Here is a 16,155-nt window from a genome sequence, read left to right as displayed (position 1 = left end):
TAACAGTGGGAGAGTAGGTAGTCGCCGTTTTTTGAATCCCCCTTTCGTCAAGATGATTGATGGAAGGGGGATTCTTTCGTTTGGGTATTTACCACTGAGTTTCACAGAGGAATAAGCCGTATTCTTATTTATTCTGTTTATGAAGGATAATCAATACTCTGTGTTTCTCTGTGAAACTCGGTGGTGAAAAAATACTTTGTATAAGTGCTTTTATTTACTTATATTTGCAACCGACAATAATCAATAACTGTTTAAAGCAAATTTAAAGTATGAAAACTAAATTATTTTTGGCTGCTGTTGCAGTAGCATTTTCTTTCGCTGTAACTTCTTGTGGTAATAAACCTGCAAGTTCTGAAGTATCTGCTGAATCAGTAGAAGTTGAAACTGTAGAAGCTGCAGCTCCTTGCTGTAAGTCTGATTCTGCTGCTTGTGATTCTACTAAAGCATGTTGTAAAGAAGAAGCAGGATGTGAGAAAAAAGCTTGTGACAAGAAATAATAAGCGAGATTATCTGATACAAATGGGAGTAAAGCACAAAAGTTGCTTTGCTCCCATTTGTGTTTTATAACTATCCGAATGATTATATTTCCTGCATATATAGTCCACCTTGATATAAGAATAGATTCTAAATGCCATTTTATTGCAATATTTCCTCCTTTTTGACTATTCTTTTCTATTTTATGAACAGTTTTCTTCTTCTTTTCCCTTTTTTAATTAGATTGAAATTCGTACTTTTGGCAAGAATCTAATCGAAATACATAGATACTATAATATAAACTTCTAAATAGTCCGTGAACATGGAAAACAAAATTCAAGAGTTGACCGATAAGATTTATCGTGAAGGCGTAGAAAAAGGTAATGAAGAAGCCCAGCGTCTTATCGCAAATGCTCAGGAAGAAGCTAAGAAGATTATTGAAGATGCTCATAAAGAAGCAGAGTCAATTATTACCTCCTCTCGTAAATCTGCTGATGAACTGGCAGAAAATACCAAATCAGAGTTAAAATTGTTTGCCGGTCAGGCTGTAAATGCACTAAAATCGGAAATTGCTACTATTGTGACAGATAAGATTGTGACTGCTCCTGTAAAGGAATTTGCGCAGAATCAAGACTTCTTGAATGCATTTATTGTAGCTTTAGCTTCCCAATGGAGTGTAGACGAACCTATTGTGATTTCGACAGCCGATGCAGAATCGCTGAAGAAATACTTTGCTGCCAATGCTAAAGCTCTTTTGGACAAGGGTGTCAGAATAGAGCAGGTAAATGGAATTAAAACATTATTTTCTGTTTCTCCGGCAAACGGTTCGTATAAAGTGAACTTTGGAGAAGAAGAATTCATGAATTATTTCAAAGAATTTCTGCGTCCTCAGTTAGTAGAAATGCTATTCTAATAGAGAACGATTATGAGTAAATACTATTACTTGGTAGCCGGTTTGCCTGAACTCACTCTTGAGGATAGTAAACTGAGTTATACAGTAGCTGATTTTAAAACAGAAATTTATCCCGGAATCTCTTCTTCAGACCAGAAGCTGATAGATCTGTTCTATCTGAAATTTGATAATGCAAATGTCTTGAAATTGCTTGAAGACAAGGAGGCTGCTATCGATTTAAGAGGAAATTTCTCTGCGGAAGAACTTATCGAATACATTGGTGTGATAAAAGAAGGTGGTGAGGTTCATCCGAAAGACTTCCCTTCCTACATCTCTGCTTTTATTTCTGATTATTTTAATACCCCGGCAGAAAGTGCTGTGTTGCATGAAGATCATTTGGCAGCACTGTATTATGAGTATGCCATGAAATGCGGAAATAAGTTTATCGCATCTTGGTTTGAATTCAATCTGACTATAAATAATATTCTGGTAGCATTTACAGCCCGTAAATATAAATGGGACGTAGCACAGAATATTGTAGGCGATACTGAGGTTTGTGAAGCATTGCGTACGTCCGGTGCTCGTGACTTCGGATTATCCGGTGAGGTAGATTGTCTGGAACAGTTAGTGAAGATCAGTGAAATAACCGAACTGGTAGAGCGTGAAAAGAAGCTTGATTCATTGCGCTGGGATTGGATCGAGGAAGCTACATTTTTCAATTATTTTACGATTGAACGTATTTTCGCTTTCTTATTGCAACTGGAAATGATTGAGCGATGGATATCATTGGACAAAGAGAAAGGAAATCAACTATTCCGAAGCATTATTGATGCGCTGAAGGATGAGGTACAGATTCCCGCAGAATTTAGGTAAATAAATAACTAAAATTATATGGCAACAAAAGGAACTGTTAGTGGCGTTATTGCCAACATGGTGACCCTCGTCGTTGACGGACCGGTAGCACAGAATGAGATTTGTTATATCTCAACTGGTGGCGACAAACTGATGGCGGAGGTGATTAAGGTGGTAGGTTCACATGTATACGTCCAAGTGTTTGAGAGCACTCGCGGACTGAAGGTGGGAGCTGAAGCCGAATTTACAGGACACATGCTTGAAGTGACCTTAGGTCCGGGCATGTTATCAAAAAATTACGATGGTTTGCAAAATGACCTCGACAAGATGGAAGGTGTTTTCCTCAAAAGAGGTGAATATACATATCCGTTAGATAAAGAAAGGGTGTGGCATTTTGTGCCGTTGGTAAAAATCGGCGATAAAGTAGAAGCTTCGGCATGGTTAGGGCAAGTGGATGAAAACTTTCAGCCACTGAAAATTATGGCACCTTTTACATTGAAGGGTACTTGTACGGTTGAGTATATTGCTGACGAGGGTGATTATAAGATAGAAGATAGGATGGCTGTATTGAAAGATGAAGAAGGTAATCTTATCGATGTAAATATGATTCAGAGATGGCCGGTGAAACGTGCCATGAAGAATTATAAAGAAAAGCCACGTCCATTCAAACTGTTAGAGACCGGTGTTCGTGTGATTGATACGGTAAACCCGATTGTTGAAGGTGGTACGGGATTTATTCCCGGTCCGTTTGGTACTGGTAAAACCGTACTACAGCATGCCATCTCAAAACAGGCCGAAGCAGATATCGTTATTATCGCTGCTTGTGGTGAACGTGCGAATGAGGTAGTAGAAATCTTTACCGAGTTCCCTGAACTGGTTGACCCACATACGGGGCGTAAGTTGATGGAACGTACCATTATTATTGCGAATACGTCTAACATGCCGGTAGCTGCCCGTGAGGCATCTGTATACACGGCAATGACAATTGCAGAATATTATCGTGCAATGGGTTTGAAGATTTTGCTGATGGCTGACTCTACTTCCCGTTGGGCACAGGCATTGCGTGAGATGTCCAACCGTATGGAAGAGTTGCCTGGACCGGATGCTTTCCCAATGGACTTGTCTTCTATCATCTCTAATTTTTACGGTCGTGCAGGATATGTGAAGCTGAACAATGATAAAACTGGTTCTATTACCTTTATTGGTACAGTGTCTCCGGCAGGTGGTAATCTGAAGGAACCTGTGACAGAGAATACAAAGAAAGTAGCTCGTTGTTTCTACGCTCTCGAACAGGATCGTGCCGATAAAAAACGCTATCCGGCTGTAAATCCGATTGACTCTTATTCCAAATATATTGAATATCCGGAATTTGAAGCATATATCTCTGAACACATCAATGATGAATGGATTGACAAAGTAAATGAAATCAAAACCCGTTTGCAACGTGGAAAGGAAATTGCCGAGCAGATTAACATCTTAGGTGATGACGGTGTGCCTGTAGAGTATCATGTTATCTTCTGGAAATCTGAATTGATCGATTTCGTTATTCTTCAGCAGGATGCATTTGATGACATTGATGCTGTAACTCCTATGGAACGTCAGGAAGCTATTTTGGATATGGTTATTGATATTTGCCATACAGAGTTTGAATTTGACAACTTCAATGAAGTAATGGATTACTTTAAGAAGATGATCAATATCTGTAAACAGATGAACTACTCGAAGTTTAAGTCAGAAGAGTATGATGGTTTCCGGAAGCAACTGAAAGAGTTGATTGATGAAAAGAAACTTCAATCGTAATTGCTAAATAGTAAATTGTAAATTGCTAACGTACCTATGTGTTAAAAATGAATAATGGTCATGGCCGTAGGGAATAAATTGTAAATATATAAATGGCAACAAAAGCATTTCAAAAAATATATACCAAGATTACTCAGATCACCAAAGCAACCTGTTCGCTGAAGGCGACGGGAGTGGGGTATGATGAGTTGGCTACCGTAAATGGCAAACTGGCCCAGGTAGTAAAGATTGCCGGTGATGAAGTGACGTTGCAGGTATTTGAAGGAACCGAAGGTATCCCGACGAATGCTGAAGTCGTTTTTCTGGGTAAATCGCCTACACTGAAAGTGAGCGAACAGCTTGCCGGTCGTTTTTTCAATGCCTTTGGCGATCCGATTGACGGAGGGCCGGAGATTGAAGGGCAGGAAGTAGAAATCGGTGGTCCGTCTGTAAATCCGGTTCGGCGTAAACAACCGTCGGAGCTCATTGCAACAGGTATTGCAGGTATCGACCTGAACAATACATTGGTATCCGGACAAAAGATTCCATTCTTTGCAGACCCGGATCAACCGTTCAATCAGGTAATGGCAAATGTGGCACTACGTGCCGAGACCGATAAAATTATTCTTGGTGGTATGGGTATGACGAATGATGACTACCTGTATTTTAAGAATGTATTCTCTAATGCAGGTGCACTCGACCGTATTGTCAGTTTTGTAAATACAACAGAGAATCCTCCGGTAGAACGTTTGCTGGTTCCGGATATGGCATTGACAGCTGCTGAGTATTTTGCTGTGCAGAATAATGAAAAGGTGCTGGTACTGCTTACTGATATGACCTCTTATGCGGATGCATTGGCAATCGTGTCAAACCGTATGGATCAGATCCCTTCGAAAGACTCTATGCCTGGTTCTATCTATTCGGATTTGGCAAAGATTTATGAAAAGGCTGTGCAGTTCCCTGATGGTGGTTCTATCACTATTATTGCCGTAACTACATTGTCTGGTGGTGATATTACACATGCCGTGCCTGATAATACGGGATATATCACTGAAGGACAGTTGTTCCTGCGTCGTGATAGCGATATTGGTAAAGTTATTGTTGACCCGTTCCGTTCATTGTCTCGTTTGAAACAGTTGGTAACAGGTAAAAAGACTCGTAAAGACCATCCGCAGGTGATGAATGCTGCTGTACGTCTGTATGCCGATGCTGCTAACGCCAAGACAAAGCTGGAAAATGGTTTCGACCTTACTAACTATGACGAACGTACTTTATCTTTTGCCAAGGATTATTCCAATCAGTTGCTCGCCATTGATGTCAATCTGGATACAACTGAGATGTTGGATGTAGCCTGGGGATTATTTGGTAAGTACTTCCGTCCGGAAGAGGTGAATATTAAGAAGGAACTGGTAGATCAGTATTGGCCTAAGTAATAAAATTTACGATTAGACGATTTACAATTTACGATTAGGATATGTAGATTGTAGCAGTAAAAAAGTAATTTCAATCGTCTATTTGTAAATTGTTAAATAGTAAAATAAACGAGATGGCTATAAAATTTCAATATAATAAGACATCCCTTCAGCAGCTTGAAAAGCAATTGAAAGTACGGGTACGTACGCTTCCTATTATTAAAAATAAGGAGAGTGCACTACGTATGGAAGTGAAACGTTGTAAGACGGAAGCGGCTGATCTGGAGGAGAGACTGGAGAAACAAATCCAGGCTTATGAAGCCATGTTCGCACTTTGGAATGAGTTTGATGCCTCATTGATAAAGGTTAATGATGTTCATCTTGGCATAAAAAAGATTGCCGGTGTACGCGTGCCATTGCTCGAAAATGTTGATTTCGAGATACGTCCGTACAGCATGTTCAATGCCCCTAAATGGTATGCAGATGGTCTGCATCTGCTTAAGGAGCTTGCACAGACGGCTATCGAAAGAGAATTTATATTGGCCAAGCTGAACTTGTTGGAACATGCGAGGAAAAAGACCACTCAGAAAGTGAATCTTTTTGAGAAGGTACAGATACCGGGCTATCAGGATGCACTGCGAAAGATAAAACGATTTATGGAGGATGAAGAAAACTTGTCCAAGTCATCGCAGAAGATCCTGAAATCTCAGCAAGAAAAAAGGAAGGAGGTAGAGGCATGATTACAAAAATGAAGAAGATTACATTCCTTGCTTATCACAAGGAGTATGAGTCATTTCTGAATAGTCTCCGCGAACTTGGAGTAGTACATACTGTAGAAAAGCAGCAAGGTGCCGCAGATAACACGGAACTGCAAGATAACATTCGGCTTTCGTCTCGCTTGGCAGCTACTTTGAAATTACTTCAGAATATAAAACTGGAGAAAGATACGGCTGCAGTTAAAGAGGGAGGAACTTCTGATCGGGGTATGCAGGTATTGGATGAAGTAGATGCACTGCAGGTTGAAAAGAATAAACTGTCTCAGCAATTGCAGGCATATGCTAAAGAGCGAGATGCATTGTTGGCATGGGGTGATTTTGAACCGGAGAGTATTCAGCGTCTGAATGATGCCGGGTATACAATCGGTTTTTACACCTGTTCTGAGGGTAATTATAAGGAAGAATGGGAAACAGAATATCACGCAATGGTGATTAATCGGATTTCTTCAAAAGTATTCTTTATAACTCTAACAAAAGCAGGAGAAGAAGTAGATCTGGATGTAGAACAGGTGAAGCTTCCGGCTTATTCGTTGACGCATGTGCAACAGCTCTATGCTGATACAGAACAGGCTATCGTTGAGAACGACCGGAAATTGGCTGCTCTTGCAGAAAAGGATATTCCTGCCTTGAAGGAAGCACTGAAAGAATTGCAGAGCAATATCGAGTTCTCCAAAGTAGTGTTGAGTACGGAGCAGGTTGCAGGTGAAAAGCTAATGCTGTTGGAAGGATGGGCCCCTGCCCGTAATAAGATAGAGATTGAAGCTTTTCTGGATGCATCTCATGTATATTACGAGATTTCTGATCCTACTCCGGAAGATAATGTACCTATTGAACTGAATAATAAAGGATTCTTCTCTTGGTTTGAGCCGATTTGTAAATTGTATATGTTGCCGAAGTACAATGAATTGGATTTGACTCCATTCTTTGCTCCGTTTTTTATGATTTTCTTTGGGCTCTGTCTGGGAGACTCCGGATATGGATTATTCCTGTTTATCGGTGCTACAGCCTACCGTTTGATGACAAAGAAACTGACGCCGTCAGTTAAATCAATAATCTCACTGATTCAGGTGTTGGCTACGTCTACCTTCTTCTGTGGACTGTTGACAGGCACTTTCTTTGGCGCTAATATTTATAATCTTGACTGGCCTATTGTGCAGCGGTTGAAACATGCAGTATTTATGGATAATAATGATATGTTCCAGCTTTCACTGATTTTAGGTGTAGTACAGATTATGTTTGGTATGGTGTTGAAAGCTGTAAATCAAACAATACAGTTTGGCTTTAAGTATGCTGTTGCTACTATCGGCTGGATTATCTTGTTGGTGTCTATGGGTGTTTCTGCGCTGTTACCGGCGGTGTTGCCTATGGGGGGGACTATACATTTGGTAATTCTTGGTATTGCCGCTGTTATGATTTTCCTTTTCAATACGCCTGGAAAGAATGTTTTCCTCAATATCGGACTCGGTTTGTGGGATTCCTATAATATGATTACCGGGCTTTTGGGAGATGTTCTCTCGTACGTTCGTCTGTTTGCCTTGGGGCTTTCAGGGGGTATTTTGGCGGGAGTGTTCAATAGCCTTGCTACGGGAATGAGCCCTGATAATGCAATTATGGGACCTATTGTAATGGTCTTGATTTTTGTAATCGGGCATGCTATTAACATATTTATGAATGTACTTGGGGCAATGGTTCATCCGATGCGTCTGACGTTTGTGGAGTTTTTTAAGAATTCCGGTTATGAAGGCGGTGGAAAAGAGTACAAACCTTTTAAGAATTAAAGAATTAAAAATTAAACAATAAAATAGAATAAGATTATGGAAATGAATTTGTTTATTGCCTACATTGGCATCGCAGTAATGGTTGGTTTGTCGGGCATCGGTAGTGCATACGGAGTAACTATTGCAGGTAACGCTGCTATCGGCGCGTTGAAAAAGAATGATAGTGCATTTGGTAACTTCCTTGTATTGACAGCGCTTCCCGGTACACAGGGTCTGTATGGTTTTGCCGGATACTTTATGTTCCAGACGATTTTTGGTATTCTTACTCCTCAGATTACGGCAATTCAGGCTTCTGCCGTATTGGGCGCAGGTATTGCTTTGGGATTGGTTGCTTTGTTCTCTGCCATTCGTCAGGGACAGGTTTGTGCTAATGGTATTGCTGCCATCGGACAGGGACATAATGTATTTAGTAATACGCTGATTCTTGCCGTATTCCCTGAGCTTTACGCTATTGTAGCTTTGGCTGCTACATTCTTGATCGGTAGTGCATTGGCTTAATCTGCTTATTGATAAATCAACGTCTTTCAGCAGTGTTATTTAAAACCTGCTAAGTGACAAGAATATGACTCCTGTAATAGAAATATTGCAGGAGTTTTTGTTTTTATCAGTAGTCTTCAAATTAGTTGATAATATAGTCAATGGGGGCATTAAGTAATCGTTCAAAATTATATGATACTATTATTGAAACGCAGAAACTCGCAGATTTACGCAAAGCATATCATCGCTCAAGTATAGCGCAGCTATTGAATCTGCGAAAATCTGCGATCATTTGCGTCTCAATAAAACGCTGTCACATAGTATGAACTAAACTTGAAGTACTACTTAACATATTATTTGAATCTAAATTCTGAAACATTACTTATCTCAAAAGTTATACTTTAAAAACAGAAGTCAGCATTGAAATGGGATATATCGCTTTTTCCTCCTTTCAAGCAACTTCTTATAGGACTTTGCAAACGTTTGTTGCCTTTCGTTAGCTTATATTTTCTGCATAAAGCATTATTTTTCAATAAATAATGCGTATTTTTGCACCCACGTAATAAAAAAGAGTTCTAAACAATTGTATGGTAAAAGATTTATTAACCCCCGATTATATCTTCGAAGCCAGCTGGGAGGTATGCAATAAAGTAGGAGGGATCTACACTGTTCTGTCTACAAGGGCGAACACATTGCAAACCGCTTTTCGTGATAAATTGTTCTTTATTGGCCCGGATGTATGGCAAGGCAAGGATAATCCCTTGTTTATTGAATCCGATAATCTTTGTGCTGCATGGAAAGAGTATGCACGTGAAAAAGATAATCTTTCTGTTCGTGTCGGACGTTGGAATATTCCGGGTGAGCCCATTGTTATTTTAGTCGATTTTCAGCCCTTCTTTGAAAAGAAGGATGAGATATATACAGAAATGTGGAATCGTTTTCAAGTAGATTCGTTGCATGCTTATGGCGATTATGATGAAGCTTCTATGTTTTCGTATGCTGCCGGAAGGGTAGTAGAAAGCTTCTATCGCTATAATCTGACGGAGAATGATAAAGTAGTTTATCAGGCACACGAATGGATGACAGGCCTCGGAGCACTTTATTTGCAAATGGCTGTACCTGAAATTGCAACTATTTTCACAACTCATGCAACGTCTATCGGACGTTCCATAGCAGGTAACAATAAGCCGCTATATGATTATCTGTTTGCTTATAACGGAGATCAAATGGCTGGAGAATTGAATATGCAATCGAAACATTCTATTGAAAAGCAGACTGCTCACTATGTGGATTGTTTTACGACGGTGAGTGAAATAACCAACAATGAGTGTAAGGAGTTGCTTGAAAAGTCGGCAGATGTAGTGCTGATGAATGGTTTTGAAGATGATTTTGTACCGAAAGGAAGTACTTTCACAGGTAAACGTAAACGTGCCCGTTCGGCGATGCTGAATGTTGCCAACAAATTAATGGGAACAAATTTGGGTGATGACACGTTAATTATCGGAACCAGTGGGCGTTATGAATTTAAGAATAAAGGTATCGACGTCTTTTTAGAGTCATTGAATCGCCTTAATCGCGATAAGAATTTAAAGAGAGAGGTATTAGCATTTGTCAATGTACCTGGTTGGGTGGGAGATCCACGGGAGGACTTGCAAGCGCGTCTGAAGAGTAAAGAGAAGTTTGATACGCCGCTGGAAGTACCTTTTATAACACACTGGTTGCATAATATGACACATGATCAGGTGCTTGATATGCTGAAATATCTGGGAATGAATAATCGTCCGGAAGATAAAGTGAAAGTGATATTTGTACCATGTTACCTGAATGGTAGAGATGGTATATTAAATAAGGACTATTATGATCTGTTGTTAGGTCAGGATTTGAGTGTTTATCCTTCTTATTATGAACCATGGGGATATACGCCATTAGAAAGTGTTGCTTTCCGGGTACCTACTATAACAACTGACCTTGCCGGTTTTGGCCTTTGGGTGAAAAGCCTGAAAAATCAGCATGGCATTAATGATGGAGTAGAAGTATTACATCGGTCGGATTACAACTATTCCGAAGTGGCCGATGGCATTAAAGATACTATCTCTCTATTTTCAGGAAAAACAGAAAATGAAGTAAAGGAAATCCGCAAACATGCAGCCGAAATCGCAGAACAGGCGTTGTGGAAGCACTTTATTAGATATTATTATGAGGCTTATGACATTGCTTTACGCAGTGCAATGAAACGTCAGCTGAATTAAATTTATTCATCAACAAGTAAATCATAAACATTATGAAAGTTAAAGTTAGTAATGTGAACACTCCGAACTGGAAAGAGGTAACTGTAAAATCCCGCGTTCCGGTAGAATTAGAAAAACTATCTGAAATAGCTCGGAACATTTGGTGGTCCTGGAATTATGAGGCTACTGAATTGTTCTCTGATCTGGATCCGGCTCTTTGGAAAGAGGTTGGTCAGAATCCGGTGCTTCTTCTAGAACGTATGAGTTATGAGAAACTGGAAGCTTTGTCTAAAGACAAAGTGATTTTGAGACGCATGAATGATGTGTATTCCAAGTTTAGAGATTATATGGATGTGAAACCGGACACTACTCGTCCGTCAGTAGCTTATTTCAGTATGGAATATGGCTTGACTCACGTTCTTAAAATATATTCCGGTGGTCTGGGTGTTCTTGCCGGTGACTATCTGAAAGAGGCCTCTGATAGTAATGTAGACCTTTGTGCAGTAGGTTTCCTTTATCGTTATGGCTATTTTACTCAGTCTTTGTCTATGGATGGACAACAGATTGCCAATTACGAAGCGCAGAACTTTGGGCAATTGCCTATCGACCGTGTTCTTGATGCTGACGGTAAACCGATGGTAGTAGCTGTGCCTTATATGAACTACTTTGTACATGCTAACGTATGGCGCGTGAATGTGGGCCGTATCTCTTTATATCTGTTGGATACGGATAATGAGCTGAACAGTGAATTTGACCGTCCTATTACTCATCAGCTGTATGGTGGTGACTGGGAAAATCGTTTGAAACAGGAAATCCTGTTGGGTATCGGTGGTATCCTGACATTGAAAGCTCTGGGTATCAAGAAGGACGTCTATCATTGCAACGAAGGACATGCTGCACTGATCAATGTTCAGCGTATCTGTGATTATGTGGCTACTGGCCTGACATTTGACCAGTCTATCGAGTTGGTTCGTGCTTCTTCTCTTTATACAGTCCATACTCCGGTTCCTGCCGGACATGACTACTTCGATGAAGGTCTTTTTGGCAAATATATGGGTGGATATCCTGCAATGATGGGTATCAGCTGGGATGATCTGATGGATCTTGGACGTAACAATCCAGGTGATAAGGGAGAGCGTTTCTGTATGTCTGTATTTGCTTGCAATACTTCTCAGGAAGTAAATGGTGTAAGCTGGTTGCATGGAAAAGTTTCTCAGGAGATGTTTGCTTCTATCTGGAAAGGTTACTTCCCTGAAGAGAGTCATGTAGGTTATGTTACTAATGGTGTTCACTTCCCAACTTGGAGTGCTACGGAGTGGAAGCAACTGTACGCTAAATATTTTAATGAAAACTTTTTGTATGATCAGTCTAACCCGAAGATTTGGGAAGCTATCTACAATGTATCCGATGAGGAAATCTGGAAGACTCGTATGACCATGAAGAACAAGCTGGTGGATTACATCCGCAAGCAGTTCCGTGAAACATGGCTGAAGAACCAGGGTGATCCTTCACGTATTGTTTCATTAATGGATAAGATCAACCCTAACGCATTACTGATTGGTTTCGGCCGTCGTTTTGCTACCTACAAACGTGCTCATCTGTTGTTTACTGACCTGGAACGTTTAGCTAAGATTGTTAACAATCCTGATTATCCAGTACAATTCCTTTTCACAGGTAAGGCTCACCCGCATGATGGTGCCGGTCAAGGTTTGATTAAGAGAATTATTGAGATCTCCCGCCGTCCGGAATTCTTAGGTAAGATTATCTTCCTCGAAAATTATGATATGCAGTTAGCACGCCGTCTGGTGTCCGGAGTTGATATTTGGTTGAATACTCCGACTCGCCCGTTGGAAGCATCGGGTACATCCGGTGAGAAAGCGTTGATGAATGGTGTGGTTAACTTCTCTGTACTTGATGGATGGTGGCTGGAAGGTTACCGTGAAGGTGCAGGTTGGGCGTTAACAGAAAAACGTACTTACCAGAATCAGGATCATCAGGACCAGTTGGATGCTGCGACTATTTACAGTATCCTTGAAACAGAAATCCTGCCGTTGTATTATGCACGTAATAAGAAGGGATATTCTGAAGGTTGGGTGAAGACTATAAAGAACTCTATTGCTCAGATTGCTCCTCACTATACAATGAAGCGCCAGCTTGATGATTATTATAATAAGTTCTATATCAAAGAAGCAAAACGTTTCCAGATGTTGTCTGCTAATGATAATGCCAAAGCGAAAGAGATAGCAGCATGGAAAGAGGAAGTAGTAGCGAAGTGGGATTCAATTGAAATTGTATCTTGCGAAAAGACTGAAGAGCTTGTGAAGGGAGCTATTGAAAGCGGAAAAGAGTATACAATCACTTACGTAATCGATGAAAAAGGCTTGAATGATGCCGTAGGACTCGAGTTAGTGACCACTTATACGACTGCCGATGATAAGCAACATGTTTATTCGGTAGAGCCGTTCAGTGTTATCAAGAAGGAAGGCAACCTGTATACATTCCAGGCAAAACACAGCTTGTCTAATGCAGGAAGTTTTAAGGTATCTTACCGTATGTTCCCAAAGAACCCGGATCTTCCTCATCGTCAGGACTTCTGCTACGTACGCTGGTTTGTGTAACAAACAACTATAAAGTATTATAATAAAAATAGCCCTTGCAATAGTAAAATATTGCAAGGGCTAATTATTTGTACATGAAGATGTGTCAAAAGTCTGAGAAAGTTATCGATATGTAACTTTAGAAACGCAGATTAACACAAATGACCGCGGATTTAATTTAATCTTTGCGTAAATTAGCGTTAATCTGCGTTTTAATGATGGTTAATTTACTTTATTGACGCACCCTCACGATACTTTTTTATTTCAGTACTTCAGCCAGTTTGGTTTGGAGTCCTTCGCCGTGGAGTCCACGTGCGATGATTGTACCTTCACCGTCAATCAGAATGGTATGAGGAATACTGTTTACAGCATACAGTTGTGCACCTTCGCTACCCCAGTATTTCAGATCGGACATCTGTGGCCATGTGATTTTCAGATTCTTGATAGATTCTTTCCATGCATCGGCACTCTGGTCGAGTGATACGCCAACAATCTCAAAGTTTTTACCTTTATATTTAGCGTAAGCATCTACGAGATTAGGCATTTCGCGACGACAAGGACCGCACCAGCTTGCCCAGAAATCAATAAGAACAACTTTACCTTTGCCTACATAATCAGACAATTTCACAGGTTTTCCGTCGGGAGTCAACATTTCGAAGTCAATGAATTTTTGCCCTACGGCAGTCTTCTTTTGCTTCTCGGTCATTTCCTTGATCTTTACGATTGTTTCGTCATTCTGGAATTGAGCCGGGATCTGTTGTAGTAAAGCATCATTCTCAGCAGTTGTCATATTATAATAATTGCTTTTGAACAGATGAATACCGACAGGGTTTGTGATATTCTTCTCGATACCTTCTTTGTAAACTTGTCCCAACTCTTCTTCGAGTTTTTCAAGTTCCTTCATATTAGCTTCTTTCTGTTCATCGGTTATATCGGCACTTCTCATTGATTCATAAAGAGGAGTTGCTTTCTGATTCAACGCATTGATCTTATTACGGATTTCCTGATATGCATCATTGTTGGCTGTACCGGTTGCCGAATCATTATCTCTGGTCAGTGCTATATTGATCTTACCGTTTTCAAGGAAGAAGTCTATAAGTAAAGCCTCGTTACCCTTACCGGATGTAATGTAACGGTTGACAGCAGAATCCTGCACACCTTCAAAGGTAAAGGTTCCTTTTGTAATAATTGCAGTATCCAGCTTGCTAAGTTGTCTGCCTACTACTTCCTGTAGAAATACAGTGTCACCGTCTGCCGCTCCTTCTACTGTACCGGTGATAACGTAGCCGGGTTTGTTGCCGTTACATGCTACCATACCTAAAGCGGCTGCAGCAACGAACAAATAAGTTAACTTTTTCATGCTTTTGTGAGATTAGTGAATAAATATTTATGCAAAGATAGATTATTTTTCAGTCTTATCATGGGAAAACTCTGTTATATTAGATTAACACGTAGGAGGAAATCATAGAAATGTGTACCTTTGCATCCCAAATTGAGTATGAATATGCAAGAAAACAAATCCATTATTGAGGTTAATGCCGTATCGAAGTTCTTTGGCGAAAAGACCGCTTTGGATAATGTGACCTTAAACGTGAAGAAGGGAGAATTCGTGACGATTCTCGGACCTTCGGGTTGTGGTAAAACCACATTGTTGCGTCTTATTGCTGGTTTTCAGACCGCTACGGAGGGTGAAATAAAGATATCTGGTAAGGAAATAACACAGACGCCGCCCCATAAGCGCCCGGTGAATACCGTGTTTCAAAAGTACGCTCTTTTCCCACATCTGAATGTGTATGATAATATTGCTTTCGGTTTGAAGCTGAAAAAGACACCAAAGCAGGTGATTGAAAAGAAAGTGAAAGCTGCTTTGAAGATGGTGGGTATGACGGATTATGAATATCGTGATGTAGATTCGCTTTCGGGCGGGCAACAACAACGGGTAGCTATTGCCCGTGCCATTGTCAATGAGCCGGAAGTATTGTTGCTTGACGAACCATTGGCAGCACTTGACCTCAAGATGCGCAAAGACATGCAGATGGAGTTGAAGGAAATGCACAAGAGGTTAGGTATCACATTTGTGTATGTGACGCATGATCAGGAAGAGGCATTGACACTGAGTGACACTATTGTGGTGATGAGCGAAGGAAAGATCCAGCAGATTGGTACGCCGATTGATATATATAATGAACCGATCAACTCATTTGTTGCTGACTTTATAGGTGAAAGTAATATCCTGAACGGAACGATGCTGAAAGATAAGCTGGTCCGTTTTTGCGGAACCGAGTTCGAATGTGTGGACGAAGGTTTTGGTGAGAATGTGCCGGTGGATGTGGTGATTCGTCCGGAAGATTTATACATCTTTCCTGTGTCTGACATGGCACAGCTGGTGGGAGTAGTGCAGTCTTCTGTATTCAAAGGAGTACATTATGAAATGACGGTACTTTGCAATGGATATGAATTTCTGGTGCAGGATTATCATCATTTTGAAGTCGGTGCTGAGGTAGGATTACTGGTGAAACCGTTCGATATTCATATTATGAGAAAAGAGCGTGTCTGCAATACTTTTGAAGGAAAACTGGTTGATGATACGCATGTAGAATTTCTCGGATGCAACTTTGAGTGTGTTCCTGTTTCTGATATTGCTGCCGGTACAGATGTCCGTGTAGAAGTAGACTTCGACAAAATCATTTTGCAGGATAATGAAGAAGATGGTATGCTGACGGGAGATGTGAAATTTATCCTTTACAAGGGAGACCACTATCATCTGACAGTGTGGTCGGATTGGGACGAGAATGTTTTTGTAGATACGAATGACGTATGGGATGATGGCGATCGTGTAGGTATTACTATCCCTCCAGACGGAATCCGGATAATTAATAATTAGAAATTA

General features: G+C 40.5%; 12 protein-coding genes. 11 read left to right on the top strand and 1 reads right to left on the bottom strand.

Annotation, left to right across the window (positions count from 1 at the left end):
- Positions 1–269: 269 nt before the first annotated feature.
- The 10 genes from ACESQI_RS05510 to ACESQI_RS05465 all read left to right on the top strand — a co-directional run bounded on the left by ACESQI_RS05510 (position 270) and on the right by ACESQI_RS05465 (position 13,286).
- Positions 270–497, top strand: a complete 228-nt coding sequence (locus tag ACESQI_RS05510) for a hypothetical protein (protein ID WP_002562686.1) — start codon at positions 270–272, stop codon at positions 495–497.
- A 299-nt stretch (positions 498–796) separates the two neighbouring features.
- A complete protein-coding gene (locus ACESQI_RS05505) occupies positions 797–1,387 on the top strand; it encodes a hypothetical protein (RefSeq protein ID WP_002562685.1) in 591 nt (196 codons plus the stop codon).
- Between the two features lie 12 nt (positions 1,388–1,399).
- On the top strand, positions 1,400–2,239 hold the full coding sequence (locus ACESQI_RS05500; protein WP_007486024.1) for a DUF2764 domain-containing protein: 840 nt from the start codon (positions 1,400–1,402) through the stop codon (positions 2,237–2,239).
- 18 nt (positions 2,240–2,257) lie between these two features.
- Positions 2,258–4,018, top strand: coding sequence for a V-type ATP synthase subunit A (locus tag ACESQI_RS05495; RefSeq protein ID WP_002562683.1), 1,761 nt, complete (start codon positions 2,258–2,260; stop codon positions 4,016–4,018).
- Positions 4,019–4,110: 92 nt separating this feature from the next.
- Positions 4,111–5,430, top strand: a complete 1,320-nt coding sequence (locus ACESQI_RS05490) for a V-type ATP synthase subunit B (protein ID WP_002562682.1) — start codon at positions 4,111–4,113, stop codon at positions 5,428–5,430.
- 113 nt (positions 5,431–5,543) lie between these two features.
- Positions 5,544–6,149, top strand: coding sequence for a V-type ATP synthase subunit D (locus ACESQI_RS05485; protein WP_002562681.1), 606 nt, complete (start codon positions 5,544–5,546; stop codon positions 6,147–6,149).
- Positions 6,146–7,963: a V-type ATP synthase subunit I gene (locus ACESQI_RS05480; protein WP_234130093.1), complete on the top strand. Its 1,818-nt coding sequence runs from the start codon at positions 6,146–6,148 to the stop codon at positions 7,961–7,963. The genes ACESQI_RS05485 and ACESQI_RS05480 overlap by 4 nt, the downstream gene beginning before the upstream one ends.
- Before the next feature lie 36 nt (positions 7,964–7,999).
- Positions 8,000–8,461, top strand: coding sequence for a V-type ATP synthase subunit K (locus ACESQI_RS05475; RefSeq protein WP_002562679.1), 462 nt, complete (start codon positions 8,000–8,002; stop codon positions 8,459–8,461).
- 566 nt (positions 8,462–9,027) lie between these two features.
- Complete coding sequence (locus tag ACESQI_RS05470) at positions 9,028–10,689, top strand: glycosyltransferase (RefSeq protein WP_195661269.1); 1,662 nt, start codon at positions 9,028–9,030, stop codon at positions 10,687–10,689.
- A gap of 32 nt (positions 10,690–10,721) precedes the next feature.
- Positions 10,722–13,286, top strand: a complete 2,565-nt coding sequence (locus ACESQI_RS05465; protein ID WP_002562676.1) for a glycosyltransferase family 1 protein — start codon at positions 10,722–10,724, stop codon at positions 13,284–13,286.
- 238 nt (positions 13,287–13,524) lie between these two features.
- Here ACESQI_RS05465 and ACESQI_RS05460 read toward each other — a convergent pair whose 3' ends face one another.
- Positions 13,525–14,625, bottom strand: a complete 1,101-nt coding sequence (locus tag ACESQI_RS05460) for a TlpA disulfide reductase family protein (RefSeq protein ID WP_122201524.1) — start codon at positions 14,623–14,625, stop codon at positions 13,525–13,527.
- A 138-nt stretch (positions 14,626–14,763) separates the two neighbouring features.
- On the opposite strand from ACESQI_RS05460, the gene ACESQI_RS05455 reads away from it, so the two are divergent.
- A complete protein-coding gene (locus ACESQI_RS05455) occupies positions 14,764–16,149 on the top strand; it encodes an ABC transporter ATP-binding protein (RefSeq protein WP_085929628.1) in 1,386 nt (461 codons plus the stop codon).
- Positions 16,150–16,155 lie beyond the last annotated feature (6 nt).

The organism is Bacteroides sp. HPS0048, from assembly GCF_964240755.1.
Taxonomy (GTDB): Bacteria; Bacteroidota; Bacteroidia; order Bacteroidales; family Bacteroidaceae; genus Bacteroides; species Bacteroides nordii.
The sequence above is the reverse complement of the archived record's forward strand: the minus strand, read 5'-3'. Positions and strand labels throughout refer to the sequence as shown.

Bases quoted from the DNA above. Each gene is read 5' to 3' on its own strand.
- ACESQI_RS05510 (WP_002562686.1), top strand. From the start codon at position 270: ATGAAAACTAAATTATTTTTGGCTGCTGTTGCAGTAGCATTTTCTTTC.
- ACESQI_RS05505 (WP_002562685.1), top strand. From the start codon at position 797: ATGGAAAACAAAATTCAAGAGTTGACCGATAAGATTTATCGTGAAGGC.
- ACESQI_RS05500 (WP_007486024.1), top strand. From the start codon at position 1,400: ATGAGTAAATACTATTACTTGGTAGCCGGTTTGCCTGAACTCACTCTT.
- ACESQI_RS05495 (WP_002562683.1), top strand. From the start codon at position 2,258: ATGGCAACAAAAGGAACTGTTAGTGGCGTTATTGCCAACATGGTGACC.
- ACESQI_RS05490 (WP_002562682.1), top strand. From the start codon at position 4,111: ATGGCAACAAAAGCATTTCAAAAAATATATACCAAGATTACTCAGATC.
- ACESQI_RS05485 (WP_002562681.1), top strand. From the start codon at position 5,544: ATGGCTATAAAATTTCAATATAATAAGACATCCCTTCAGCAGCTTGAA.
- ACESQI_RS05480 (WP_234130093.1), top strand. From the start codon at position 6,146: ATGATTACAAAAATGAAGAAGATTACATTCCTTGCTTATCACAAGGAG.
- ACESQI_RS05475 (WP_002562679.1), top strand. From the start codon at position 8,000: ATGGAAATGAATTTGTTTATTGCCTACATTGGCATCGCAGTAATGGTT.
- ACESQI_RS05470 (WP_195661269.1), top strand. From the start codon at position 9,028: ATGGTAAAAGATTTATTAACCCCCGATTATATCTTCGAAGCCAGCTGG.
- ACESQI_RS05465 (WP_002562676.1), top strand. From the start codon at position 10,722: ATGAAAGTTAAAGTTAGTAATGTGAACACTCCGAACTGGAAAGAGGTA.
- ACESQI_RS05460 (WP_122201524.1), bottom strand. From the start codon at position 14,625: ATGAAAAAGTTAACTTATTTGTTCGTTGCTGCAGCCGCTTTAGGTATG.
- ACESQI_RS05455 (WP_085929628.1), top strand. From the start codon at position 14,764: ATGAATATGCAAGAAAACAAATCCATTATTGAGGTTAATGCCGTATCG.